This window comes from Streptomyces sp. NPDC055243, assembly GCF_044544025.1.
Lineage (GTDB): Bacteria > Actinomycetota > Actinomycetes > Streptomycetales > Streptomycetaceae > Streptomyces.
In genome coordinates, this window is the sequence record NZ_JBITWR010000010.1 from 124,492 (window position 1) to 137,018 (window position 12,527).

Genomic DNA, 12,527 nt, shown 5'->3' on the forward strand with positions numbered 1-12,527 from the left:
CGGCTGCTTCTAGCCGCCGAGGGCGGCCGTGGCCTCCGTGGACGACCGAACGATGATCTTGCCCAGGTTCTCGCCCCGCAGCATCCCCAGGAACGCGTCCACGATGGAGCCGAAGCCGTCGACCACGGTCTCGTCGAGCCCGATGCGCCCGCTCTGCAGATGCGGCACCACGAACGCGTTCAACTCCTCTTGCAGATCACGGTGGTTGCGTACGTGGAAGCCCTCCATGCGCAGGCTCTTCTCGACGATGTCGGGGAGGTTGCGCAGGGTGTACGGCGCGCCCGTGCTGTTGTACTCGGCGATCGTGCCGATGCGTACGATCCGCCCGAACTCGCGCAGCGAGGAGATCGCGGCTTCGAGGGGCTCGCCGCCGACGTTGTCCATGTAGAGGTCGATCCCGTCGGGCGCCGCCTTCGCGAGCAGCTCGGCCGTCGGGCCCGTGTGGTAGTCGAAGACCTCGTCGTAGCCGACGTGTTCCGTCAGGTACGCCGCCTTCGCCGCCGTGCCCGCGCTGCCGACCAGCCGCCCCGCGCCCATGAGCCGGGCGAGCCGCCCGGTGGCCGTGCCCACGCCGCCGGCCGCGGCGGAGACGAACAGGTCCTGCCCCTCGCGGAGTTCGGCGATGCGGGTGAGACCGGCGTAGGCGGTCAGGCCGGTGCCGCCGAGGATGCTCAGGTGCGCGGAGAGCGGTACGCCGTCGAAGCGGGGGACGGCCCGTGCCTCGTCGGGGGTGACGACGGAGTGGGTGCGCCAGCCCTGCCGGTGGAAGACGATCTCGCCCTCGGGGAGCGCGGGGTCGCGGGACTCCACGACGCGGCCGATGGAGCGGCCCTCCAGCGGGGCGTTCAGCGCGAACTCCCCGTCCATCATTTCGCGGTGGTAGGGGTCCACCGACCAGTACAGGTTCTCCACCAGGGCCGTGCCCGGGGCGGGTTCGGGCCGTGCGGACTCCACGAAGGCGAAGTGCTCGGGGGTGGGGAAGCCGTGGGGGCGGGCGGTCTGGTGCACGGTCAGTGCGGTCTCGGTCATGGCGGCGACCGTACGGAGGAATGCGGGGGCCGGGGAGAGGGTTGCGCTCATGGAACGCCCCGACCCATGAAGAGCCCTCATAGAAGCAGGTGGGACCCACGATGGACACAGCCGCGAAGGCCGCAGCCACCACCGCGTCCGCCACCTCTCCGTCCGCCGCCACCGCATTCGCCGCCTCCGCGTCCGCCGCCACCGACCTCGCGCCCCACGAGCTCCGCATCCTCGTCGCCGTCGACGCCGAGCGCGGGTTCTCGGCGGCGGCCAAGGTCCTCGGGCTCACGCAGTCCGCGGTCTCGCACTCCATCCGCGGGACGGAACGCAAGGTCGGGGCGGTGCTCTTCGAGCGGGGCCGCAAGGGCGCGACGCCGACCGCGGCCGGAGCCGCCGCCGCTGCCCACGCCCGGCGCGTCCTGCGGCTCCTGGACACCCTGGCCGCCGAGGCCCGCGGCGCCGAGCGGGGCACGGTCGCGGGGCCGCTGCGCATCGCCGCCTTCCGCAGCGTGGCCCTGTTTCTGCTGCCGCCCGTCCTGGAGCGCCTCACCGCCCGCCATCCCGGCATCGAGCCGGAGGTGCGCGTGGTCCGTGAGCTGGGGGCGGGCACGGCGGGCGAGGTCGCCGAGGGGCGTGCGGACGTGGGCATCGCGACGATCGGGTCGACCTCGCCGGTGCCCGCGGGGCTCATCGGCGACGTACTGATCGAGGAGCCCTACTCGCTGGTGCACCCGGCGGGCCACCCCGACCCGCGCTCCCTGCCGCTGGTGGACTGGCACGAGAACTGCGGGTCCTACACCCGGGCCTGGTGGGCCGGGCAGGACTGGATCCCGAGGGCGACCGTGCTGACCGAGGACGACGGAGCGGTGCTCTCGATGGTGAGCAGGGGTCTCGGCATGGCGATCATGCCCGCGCTCTCGCTGAACGGAGCACCGGACGGAATCGAGATCACCGATCTCGGTCCGGAGCGCCCGTCACGTTCGGTGGGCTACGTCACCACGCCTGAGCTGGCCGCCACTGTCGCCGTCCGCGCCCTGATCCGCGAGCTCAGGGCCGCCAGAGGAGGGGCCGGGAGTGAGGCCCGTCTCAGATAGTAGGAAGTCCGAGTAATTGTGGAGACAGACGCTCCGTCCTCGCTTAGCTTTGTAGGAGCCGAACGTCTCGCTCGACCAAGCGAATGGCGGTCGTGAGCCGGAGCCCCACGCAGGCAACCCCTGCCGCTCCTGTGCTCCCCGCCCCTCCGGCGTCTCGAAATCACCCCTTCCCTCAAGGAATGGATCTCTCATGGCCGAGACGACCGCACGCCGAGTCCGCCACACCTCCCGCAAGTCCGATTCCGAGCGCAAGAACGCCGCAGCGGCCCTGCAGCGCGCCCTCGACCGCAGGGACAACGGCGGCGAGACGGGGCACTGAGTCCCTACTTGCCGCGCACCACCTCGAAGTGGTCCACGCGCTCTCCGCTCTCGGCGAGCGCGGAGACCGTCAGCTTCGGGTGCGCACCGGCCGTCACCTCCACCGCGAGGAACGAGAAGCCGGTGTACCGCACCCGTGACCACTCCACGGTGTCCGGCGCGGGATGGCGCGACTTCGTCCAGTGGAACGTCCGGACCGACTCCCGGTCCTCGACGTTCCCCTCGAAGCTGTCCTTCACCCCGGCCGGAAAGCCGTAGAGGTCCTTGCCCGCGCCGCCCGCGGTGACGTACACGATGCCGTCGCGCGTCGGATCGGTCGACGCGCCGACCGGCACGGGCTTGCCGACCTCGCCGCCCTTGATCGCGTCGGTGCGTTCGTAGACGTGGTTGTGGCCGTTGACGACCAGGTCCACCTGGTGCTTGGCGAAGAGCGCCAGCCACGCGTCGCGCACCCCGCCGTCCGAGGCGTGCGTCGACGTCGAGTACATGCAGTGGTGGAAGAAGACCACCACGAAGTCGACGGTCCCGTCCGCCCGCAGCTCGCGCAGGCGCTTGTCCAGCCAGGCGGTCTGCTTGCCGTCCGTGTAGCCCTTGTTGGCGGGGATCTCGTACGAGACGTCGTTCGCGTCGAGCGCGACGACGCCGACGTTGCCGTACGTGAAGGAGTAGACCCCCGGGGCGTTCTTCGGGTCGAAGCCGTTCTCCGGCAGCGACCAGCGCGCGGACTGGCCGCCGTAGCCGTTCGGTGAGTACCACGCCTCCATGTCGTGGTTGCCGGTCGTCACCATCCACGGGACGGACTTCGCCACGGACTCGGTCTGTGCGAGGAACGTGTCCCACACGCGTGCGTCGTACGTGTCGGACTCCTTGCCGTGCCCGGTGGTGTCCGCGTAGCAGATGTCGCCCGCGTGCAGGTGGAAGGACGGGTTCTGGCCCAGGATCAACTGGTCGTTGGCGAGCGCGTCGTAGCTCACGCCCTGGTCGCCGAAGGCCGTGAAGACGAACCTCTCCGGTGTCGCGGGCGCCGTGCGGAAGGAGCCGATCGTCGCCATCCGCTCGGGCGACGCCGGGTCGAAGCCCTCGTGGCCGACGCCGTAGTAGTACGTCGTGCCGGGCCGCAGACCGTCCAAGGCCGCGTGCAGGTAGTACTGCTCGACCGCGGGCAGCTTCTTCGACAGGGACGGGGTGTGCAGGTCGCGTACCTCCGCCTCGATCTTCCGGCTCAGCTCCCAGGGCTTCGGCCCCACCCGCAGATAGGGGGACTTGACCGCGAACGGAACCTGCCATGACACCCGCATCTGCGTCTTCGGGTCGGCCCCGAAGGCGAGATGCCGGGCGAAGGGCGCCACCAGCTTGCCGTCGACCTTGACCGGCCCGACGGGCGCGGACGGCGAGGCGAGCGGGCTCGACGGCGACGCGTCCTCGCCGTGGGCGCTGCCCGAGCTGCCGGCGAGCAGGCCGATGCCGCCGACCGTCCCCGCGGCGGCGAACGAACTGGCCAGGACCCTGCGGCGGGAGAACTTACCGCGCAGGTACTCGTGCTGCTCCGGCATGCTCATCCTGGCCGCGAGCTGCTCCGGTATGCCGACGTCGGGAGTGTCCATGGGAGGAGAACTTCCCAGTGGTCCCCAACTCGCGCCAGGCCTGAGGGTGAAGAGGGGGTGGCCATGTGATGGCGCACCGGTTGCGTGACCAGGGGTGTCCGCATGCCGGACTCCGTGTGTCATCCCGTGGGACGGAGCGTAGGCTGCCGTCATGTCTCGCAGCATCAATCTCGCAGTGATCCCCGGTGATGGAATCGGCCAGGAAGTCGTGGCCCAGGGGCTCAAGGTCCTCAATGCCGTCCTCCCGCAGGATGTGAAGCTGGAGACCAAGGAGTTCGACTTCGGAGCCAAGCGCTACCACGCGACCGGTGAGACCCTCACCGACGCCGACGTCGACGCCCTCAAGCAGTACGACGCGATCCTCCTCGGCGCGATCGGCGACCCCTCGGTCCCGTCCGGCGTCCTGGAGCGCGGTTTCCTGCTGAAGCTCCGCTTCCTCTTCGACCACCACGTCAACCTGCGGCCCTCGAAGCTGCTCCCGGGTGTCTCGACCCCGCTCAAGGGCGAGCCCGAGATCGACTTCATCGTCGTACGCGAAGGAACCGAGGGCCCCTACACGGGCAACGGCGGCTCGATCCGCACCGGTACCCCGCACGAGGTCGCCACCGAGGTCTCCGTCAACACCGCCTTCGGTGTGGAGCGCGTGGTCCGTGACGCGTTCGCCCGCGCCCAGGCCCGCCCGCGCAAGAAGCTGACGCTGGTCCACAAGAACAACGTCCTGGCGTACGCCGGTCACCTCTGGACGAACGTCTTCAACGAGGTGGCGAAGGAGTTCCCCGACGTCACCACCGACTACATCCACGTCGACGCCGCGACGATCTACCTCGTCACCGACCCCGGCCGCTTCGACGTGATCGTCACCGACAACCTCTTCGGCGACATCATCACCGACCTTGCCGCGGCCGTCTCCGGCGGCATCGGCGTCGCGGCCTCGGGCAACATCAACCCGAGCCGCGAGTTCCCCTCGATGTTCGAGCCCGTGCACGGCTCGGCGCCGGACATCGCGGGCCAGGGCAAGGCCGACCCGTCGGCCACCGTCCTGTCCGTCGCGCTGCTCCTGCGCCACCTCGGCCACGAGGACGAGGCGGCGCGCATCGAGACCGCCGTCTCCGCCGACCTCGCGGAGCGCGGCGACACGGTCCGCACCACCGAGCAGATCGGCGACGCGCTCGCCGTACGAGTAGCGGGCTGACCCGGTAGCTCACCGTTTTCACACAGAAGCCGCCGGGTCGGATTGACCACCCGGCGGCTTCTCGTATGCGGCTCCGGGTGCCACCATCGACCCCTGGGCCGCATTCACGCTGTTTCTTCCTCGGCGCCACGCGAGCGATAATCGAACGTGGGGCCGCGGAATGCAGGGTTACTCGGACGTCCTAGTACGAGACGTACAGGCGTGAGCGCGGTCCGTCACCATCACACCGTGAAGGACTAGTACTCATGACGACGACGCCGACACCCACGATCGAGCTCAAGCCCACCTCGAGCCCGCTGTCCCGGGCGGAGCGCGAGGCGATCCTGGCCAACCCCGGGTTCGGTCGCCACTTCACCGATCACATGGTGACGATCAAGTGGACGGAGGGGCGCGGCTGGCACGACGGTCAGCTCGTGCCGTACGGCCCCCTCTCCCTCGACCCGGCGACCAACGTCCTGCACTACGCGCAGGAGATCTTCGAGGGCCTGAAGGCCTACCGCCAGCCCGACGGCACGGTGGCCTCCTTCCGCCCCGAGGCCAACGCGGAGCGCTTCCAGCGGTCCGCGCGGCGGCTCGCGATGCCGGAGCTGCCGGTCGAGACGTTCATCGAGGCGTGCGACGCGCTGGTGAAGCAGGACAAGGCGTGGGTGCCGGCGCACGGTGGCGAGGAGTCGCTGTACCTGCGCCCGTTCATGATCGCGACCGAGGTCGGCCTCGGCGTGAAGCCGGCCAACGAGTACCTCTTCATCGTCATCGCGTCGCCCGCGGGCGCGTACTTCCCCGGTGGCGTCAAGCCCGTCTCGATCTGGCTGTCGGAGGACCGCGTGCGGGCGGTGCCGGGCGGTGTGGGCGACGCCAAGACCGGCGGCAACTACGCGGCGTCCCTGCTGGCCCAGGCCGAGGCGGCGGCGATGGGCTGCGACCAGGTCGCGTACCTGGACGCGGTGGAGCACAAGTGGGTCGAGGAGCTCGGCGGCATGAACCTGTACTTCGTGTACGGGGACAAGATCGTCACGCCGACGCTGACGGGCTCGTTGCTGGCCGGCATCACCCGGGACTCGCTCCTGACGGTCGCCCGCGACCTCGGCTACGAGTCGGAGGAGTCGCGGGTCTCGATCGACCAGTGGCAGGCGGACACGTCCGAGGGCACGCTGACGGAGGTCTTCGCCTGCGGCACGGCGGCGGTGATCACTCCCGTGGGCACGGTGAAGTGCCGCTCGGGCGAGTGGACGCAGAGCGGCGGCGAGCCGGGCCCGGTGACGATGAAGCTGCGCGAGGCGCTGCTCGATGTCCAGCGGGGCACGGCGAAGGACCGGCACGGCTGGATGCATGACCTCGGCTGAGGGCTTATCCGAGTACGCGGACGGAGGCCGGTCCCGGAAGTAGACCTTCCGGGACCGGCCTTTGCGGTGTCCGGGGCGGGTCGCTGCGTCTGGGGTGCGACAGCACACGCGCGACGGGCTGTTGCGGTGCGTACGGGAGTTGATCGACCGTTCCTGCGGTGGTGTCATCGTCAAGCGGTACCTGCACGAGCTGATCACGGCACCTGCGCGCTGACCGGTGACGCGCTCTCCGCGGGGGCGGGCGCCTGTCCGCGGTCCATGATCACGTACGTCAGGCCGCCCACCAGGCCCGACAGCAGGAAGCTGCAGTCCACCCCTCCTGTCAGGGAGAGCAGCGGCCCTTCGTAGGAGGGGAGCGAGACCGCGGCCAGGCCCACCGCCGCGCCGAGCGCCCAGCTCACCGCCGCCGGGATGTTCCAGCCCCCGCGGTACCAGTAGATCCCGCCCCTGGAACGGCGGTTGAAGACCTGGAGCGCCTCCGCGTCGTAGACGCCCCCGCAGCGCGCGAAGCCGATCAGGGTGATCACCGCCCACGGTGTGCCGATCGCCGTGAGCAGGAGCACGAAGGACGTCATCGCGTCCTGCGCCTCCCACGCGAAGTGGCCCACGAACACGCACCCCGTGGCCACCACCGCCACCGTGTACGTCGCCCGCGCCCGCGACGCGCGCGGCAGGATCGCGTCCAGGTCCAGGCCCATCGAGTACAGCATCAGGCCCGCGTTGCCCACCGAGCCCGCCGAGGCGGCCAGGAGCAGCGGGACCAAGTACCAGGTGGGGGAGGCGGAGACCAGCGGGCCCGCGTAGTCGAGCGCCGCCCCCGCCGCGTACGCCGTGAACGTACCGAAGAGTTGGGGCAGCAGAAGTCCGGCCAGGAGGCCGACCCATGACGCGTGCAGTACCGTGCGCGAGCTGTGGCGCGTGGGGGAGACGTAGCGCGTGTAGTCGCCCAGGAGCGTGATGAACGCGATCGGGCCGCTCAGGCCCGCCGCCACCAGGGCGAGCAGCCACGTCGGCCAGAAGGAGCCGAGGAGGTAGCCGCCCGCGTCGGGCAGGGCCGACGTGGTGAAGTCGGGGGCGTACGCCACCGTCCCGAGGATCAGCAGCGCCGTCATGCCCACCGCGAGCACGCGCGACAGGCGCAGCAGGACCCGGTAGCCGTACACCGCGCCCGTCACCGTGGCGGCGGCGAGCAGCGCGTAAACGATCCCGTACGAGAGGCCGCTCGACGGGAGTCCCGTCAGGCGGTGCAGGACGCCCACCATCACGTCGCCGCCGATCCAGATGGTCAGCGCGGTGTAGCCGAGCGACAGCAGGAGGCCGACGATCGAGCCGATCAGGCGGCCCCGCACGCCGAACTGCGCCCCGGAGGAGGTGGAGAGGTTCGTGCCCGTGCGGAGGGAGACCAGGGCGAGGGGTGCCGTGAGGGCCGTGCCCAGGACCGTGCCCGCCACCACGGACGTGACGGACGCCCACCACCCGAGGCCGAACGACACCGGCAGCCAGCCGAAGACGATCACCCCGAGGCAGAGGTTGGAGCCGAGCAGGATCGAGATGAGGTCGCGGGGGCCGCTGGTGCGTTCCCCGTCCGGGATGGTGTCGACTCCGCGCTGTTCTATCGGCATGAGGGTGCCCCTGACGCTCGATCGTGGCGGCCTGCGCACACAGGCCGCCGTTCGACTGTTTGAGTGCCGCTCAATGTGACCTGAGTCCTGCTCGCACGTCAATGTTTTCGTCATGTCGATGTCGTGGTTAGAGTGGTGTTCAAATGATGGAGGTGTGGTGGCGTGCGGCTTACCCCCACGGAACGCGACCGGCTGCTGCTCTTCGGGGCGGCCGAGCTGGCCAGGGCCCGCAAGGCGCGCGGCCTCAGACTCAACGTCCCCGAGGCGACCGCGCTGATCGCGGACACGGTGTGCGAGGCGGCCCGCGACGGCGTCCGGCTCGCCGAGGCGATCGAGCGGGCGCGCTCGGTCCTCGGGCCCGACGACGTCCTGCCGGGCGTCGCGGACGTGGTGACCGAGGTGCATGTGGAGGCCGTCTTCGACGACGGGTCCCGGCTCGCCGTCGTCTCCCGGCCGATCGGGGCGGGGATGGGCAGCGAGGCGCCGGGGGCGCTGCTGCCCGGCCCGGAGCACGCGGAGCTCGCGCCCGTCGTGACGCTCACCGTGCACAACACCGCCACGGTGCCCGTCTCCGTCACCTCGCACTTCCACCTCTTCGAGGCCAACCCCCGGCTCGACTTCGACCGCCGTGCCGCCTACGGCATGCGGCTCGCGGTCCCCGCCGGGTCCTCCGTCCGCTTCGGCCCCGGCGAGAGCGTCGAGGTCGGGCTCGTGCCGATCGGCGGCGAGCGCGTCGCGATCGGCTTCGCCGGCCTGGTGGACGGCGCGCTGGATGCGCCCGGCGCCAAGGAAGAGGCCCTGCGCAGGGCCGTGGCGTGCGGCTATCTGGGAGCCGACCGACATCTGGGAGCCGACCGAGCAGTAGACGGAGGAGCCGACCGATGAGCATCGATCCGTACGCGTACGCCGCCACCCATGGGCCCCGCGCGGGCGACCGCGTCAGGCTCGGCGACTCCGGGCTGACCGTCCGGGTGGAGTCGGATTCGCAGCGGTACGGCGAGGAGTTCCTCGCCGGGTTCGGCAAGACGGCCCGCGACGGGCTGCACCTGAAGGCCGCCGCCGTGCGGGAGACCTGTGACGTCGTGATCAGCAATGTGCTGGTCATCGACGCCGTGCAGGGCATCCGCAAGGTGTCCATCGGGATCAGGGAAGGCCGCATCCACGCCATAGGGCGGGCCGGTAACCCCGACACCCTGGACGGGGTCGACGTCGTGGTCGGCACCGGCACGTCCATCGTGTCGGGCGAGGGGCTCATCGCCACCGCCGGATCCGTGGACACCCACGTCCATCTGCTCTCGCCGCGCATCATGGAGGCCTCGCTGGCCTCCGGCGTCACCACGGTCATCGGCCAGGAGTTCGGGCCCGTGTGGGGCGTCGGGGTCAACTCGCCCTGGGCGCTGAAGCACGCGTTCAACGCCTTCGACGCCTGGCCCGTCAACATCGGCTTCCTGGGGCGCGGTTCGTCCTCGCACGACGCACCGCTCATCGAGGCGCTCGCCGAGGGCGGGGCGTCGGGCTTCAAGGTGCACGAGGACATGGGCGCGCATACGCGCGCACTCGACACCGCGTTGCGGGTGGCCGAGGAACACGACGTCCAAGTCGCCCTGCACAGCGACGGGTTGAACGAGTGTCTGTCCGTCGAGGACACGCTGAAGGTGCTGGAAGGGCGGACCATCCACGCCTTCCACATCGAGGGATGCGGTGGCGGGCACGTGCCGAACGTCCTGAAGATGGCGGGCGTGCCGAACGTGATCGGCTCCTCCACCAATCCGACGCTGCCGTTCGGCCGGGACGCCGTCGCCGAGCACTACGGGATGATCGTCTCGGTCCACGACCTGAAGACCGATCTGCCCGGTGACGCCGCCATGGCCCGCGACCGCATCCGCGCCGGGACCATGGGCGCCGAGGACGTGCTGCACGACCTGGGTGCCATCGGCATCACCTCGTCCGACGCGCAGGGCATGGGGCGCGCGGGCGAGACCGTACGCAGGACCTTCGCGATGGCCGGGAAGATGAAGGCCGAGCTGGGCCCGATGGACGGGGACGGCGCGGACGACGACAACGCGCGCGTCCTGCGCTACATGGCCAAGCTGACCATCAACCCCGCCATCGCCCACGGCCTGGCCCACGAGGTCGGCTCCATCGAGGTCGGCAAGATGGCCGACATCGTGCTCTGGAAGCCCGAATACTTCGGCGCCAAACCGCAGTTGGTGCTCAAGTCCGGCTTCCCCGCCTACGGAGTGGTGGGCGACCCGAACGCCGCGACCGACACCTGCGAGCCGCTCGTCCTGGGCCCGCAGTTCGGGGCGTACGGCGCGACGCCCGCCGACATCTCGGTGGCCTTCGTCGCGCAGGCCGCCGTCGACCAGGGCAACGACCGGATGCCGACCCGGCGGCGCCGGGTCGCCGTGCGGGGCACCCGTGGCATCGGCCCCGCCGACCTGCGGCTCAACTCCCGCACCGGCTCCATCGACGTCGACCAGCGCTCCGGCCTGGTCACGCTCGACGGCGACCCCGTTCGCTCCGAGCCGGCCGACTCCGTCTCGCTCAACCGCCTCTACTTCCTGTAGCCCGTCCCGCAGTCCTTCCCATAGTCCTTGCCGTAGGGATCACCATGACCTTCCACATGCCCGCCGAGTGGGCCCCGCACGAGCGCACCTGGATGGCCTGGCCGGGCCCCAACCCGACGTTCACGAACGAGCGCGAGCTCGCCGAGGCGCGGGCCGCCTGGGCCGGTGTCGCCCGTGCCGTACGCCGCTTCGAACCCGTCACGATGGTCGTCGGGACCGGCCAGAGCGAGTCGGCCCGCGCGCTCCTGGGCCCCGACATCGAGCTGGTCGAGCGCGATCTGGACGACGCGTGGATGCGTGACATCGGCCCCACCTTCGTACGCGATGGCCAGCAACTCGCCGCCGTGGACTGGACGTTCAACGGCTGGGGCGGCCAGGACTGGGCCCGCTGGGAGCACGACGCGAAGATCGCCCGGCACGTCGCCGACCTGGCCGAGGTGCCCGTCCACTCCTCGCCCCTCGTGAACGAAGGCGGCGGCATCCACGTCGACGGCGAGGGCACGGTCCTGCTGACCGACACGGTCCAGCTCGACCCGGGGCGCAATCCGGGCCTGACCCGCGAGCAGGCCGAGGAGGCGATCCACGCCCGCATCGGCACGCGCAAGGCGATCTGGCTGCCGCGCGGCCTGGCCGGTGACTACGGACAGTTCGGCACCCGGGGGCACGTCGACATCGTCGCCGCGTTCGCCGCCCCCGGTGTCGTCCTCGTCCACTCGCAGCAGGACCCCGCCCACCCGGACTTCGAGATCAGCAAGGAGATCATCGGGGTCCTCCAGGGGCAGACCGACGCCCGTGGCCGCACCCTGCAGATCGTCGAGGTGCCCGCGCCGACCGTCCTCACCGACGACGAGGGCTGGGTCGACTACTCCTACATCAACCACTACCTCTGCAACGGCGGCGTCGTCCTGTGCGCCTTCGACGACCCGCGCGACGAGATCGCGGCGGGCATCTTCCGCCGTCTCTTCCCGGAGCGGACCGTGACGCTCGTGGACGCCCGTACGATCTTTGCCGGGGGTGGTGGCATCCACTGCATCACCCAGCAGCAGCCGAAGATCCCCAAGATCTAGCGTCAGACGAGTCACCGCAGGAGTCCCCGTGGCCCAGGCCGCCCGCCGGAAGAACGCACCACCGCGCGAGGACGTGCTTGCCGCTGCCATGGAGATGATCGCCGAGCGCGGCCTGGAGAAGCTGACCATGGCCGCGCTCGGCCGCGAGGTCGGCATGAGCAGCGGCCACCTCCTCTACTACTTCCGCACCAAGGACGAGCTGCTCCTGCGCACCCTGGAGTGGAGCGAGTCAGCGCTCGGCGCCGAGCGCGGCCGGCTGCTGGCGCGGCGGGGCACGGCCCGCGAGCGGCTCGACGCGTACGTCGACCTGTACGTTCCCGACGGCCCCGGCGACCCCCACTGGACGCTCTGGCTCGAGGTCTGGAACCGCTCCCTGAACGCCGACGAGGACGAGCGCGACCGGCAGGTCGCCATCGAGAGCGCCTGGCACCGCGACCTGGTGGCGCTGCTCGCCGAAGGCGTCTCGCGCGGCGAGTTCGGCGCCCTGGACCCCGACCGGTTCGCGGCGCGGCTGCGGGCGCTGCTCGACGGGTTCTCCATCCACGTGGCGATCGGCCTGCGCGGCACGGGACGTGACCAAATCCTCGCTCACGTACGGGAGTTCCTGGACGGAGCACTCGCCTCCGGCGGGCAGGACCCCGACGGCCGCGTCTAGGTTGTACGCGTTCCTGCGGATTGTGCGTCTCTTGGCGGTGCG

Annotated in this window: 11 protein-coding genes; 8 read left to right on the forward strand and 3 right to left on the reverse strand. The window is 70.8% G+C overall.

From position 1 onward, the window contains the following. Positions 1 to 9: 9 nt before the first annotated feature. Entirely contained in the window at positions 10 to 1,029 is a 1,020-nt protein-coding gene (locus ACIGXX_RS27700) for an NADP-dependent oxidoreductase (RefSeq protein WP_399979643.1), read from the reverse strand. 101 nt (positions 1,030 to 1,130) lie between these two features. Here ACIGXX_RS27700 and ACIGXX_RS27705 point away from each other — a divergent pair, with 101 nt between their 5' ends. Both ACIGXX_RS27705 and ACIGXX_RS27710 read left to right on the forward strand, forming a co-directional pair. Next, a complete protein-coding gene (locus ACIGXX_RS27705; protein WP_399979646.1) occupies positions 1,131 to 2,114 on the forward strand; it encodes a LysR family transcriptional regulator in 984 nt (327 codons plus the stop codon). Between the two features lie 190 nt (positions 2,115 to 2,304). After that, entirely contained in the window at positions 2,305 to 2,433 is a 129-nt protein-coding gene (locus ACIGXX_RS27710) for a hypothetical protein (RefSeq protein ID WP_351165253.1), read from the forward strand. Positions 2,434 to 2,437: 4 nt separating this feature from the next. Here ACIGXX_RS27710 and ACIGXX_RS27715 read toward each other — a convergent pair whose 3' ends face one another. Then, positions 2,438 to 4,036, reverse strand: coding sequence for a purple acid phosphatase family protein (locus tag ACIGXX_RS27715; protein ID WP_399979650.1), 1,599 nt, complete (start codon positions 4,034 to 4,036; stop codon positions 2,438 to 2,440). Between the two features lie 151 nt (positions 4,037 to 4,187). Between ACIGXX_RS27715 and ACIGXX_RS27720 the strand changes: the two genes are divergently transcribed. Both ACIGXX_RS27720 and ACIGXX_RS27725 read left to right on the forward strand, forming a co-directional pair. Next, complete coding sequence (locus tag ACIGXX_RS27720; protein WP_399979654.1) at positions 4,188 to 5,228, forward strand: 3-isopropylmalate dehydrogenase; 1,041 nt, start codon at positions 4,188 to 4,190, stop codon at positions 5,226 to 5,228. A 245-nt stretch (positions 5,229 to 5,473) separates the two neighbouring features. Beyond that, on the forward strand, positions 5,474 to 6,571 hold the full coding sequence (locus ACIGXX_RS27725; RefSeq protein ID WP_351165259.1) for a branched-chain amino acid aminotransferase: 1,098 nt from the start codon (positions 5,474 to 5,476) through the stop codon (positions 6,569 to 6,571). Positions 6,572 to 6,765: 194 nt separating this feature from the next. Here ACIGXX_RS27725 and ACIGXX_RS27730 read toward each other — a convergent pair whose 3' ends face one another. After that, positions 6,766 to 8,193 carry a cytosine permease gene (locus ACIGXX_RS27730; protein ID WP_399979658.1) on the reverse strand — a complete coding sequence of 476 codons (1,428 nt, stop codon included), beginning with the start codon at positions 8,191 to 8,193 and terminating at the stop codon, positions 6,766 to 6,768. Between the two features lie 162 nt (positions 8,194 to 8,355). On the opposite strand from ACIGXX_RS27730, the gene ureA reads away from it, so the two are divergent. The 4 genes from ureA to ACIGXX_RS27750 all read left to right on the forward strand — a co-directional run bounded on the left by ureA (position 8,356) and on the right by ACIGXX_RS27750 (position 12,485). Next, entirely contained in the window at positions 8,356 to 9,078 is a 723-nt protein-coding gene (gene ureA / locus ACIGXX_RS27735) for an urease subunit gamma (protein WP_399979661.1), read from the forward strand. Next, positions 9,075 to 10,763: an urease subunit alpha gene (locus tag ACIGXX_RS27740; protein ID WP_399979664.1), complete on the forward strand. Its 1,689-nt coding sequence runs from the start codon at positions 9,075 to 9,077 to the stop codon at positions 10,761 to 10,763. The genes ureA and ACIGXX_RS27740 overlap by 4 nt, the downstream gene beginning before the upstream one ends. Positions 10,764 to 10,807: 44 nt before the next feature. Further along, on the forward strand, positions 10,808 to 11,830 hold the full coding sequence (locus ACIGXX_RS27745) for an agmatine deiminase family protein (protein WP_361465409.1): 1,023 nt from the start codon (positions 10,808 to 10,810) through the stop codon (positions 11,828 to 11,830). Between the two features lie 88 nt (positions 11,831 to 11,918). Further along, positions 11,919 to 12,485 (forward strand): TetR/AcrR family transcriptional regulator, encoded by a 567-nt coding sequence (locus tag ACIGXX_RS27750; protein WP_351165690.1) that lies wholly within the window; start codon positions 11,919 to 11,921, stop codon positions 12,483 to 12,485. The last annotated feature ends 42 nt before the right edge of the window (positions 12,486 to 12,527 follow it).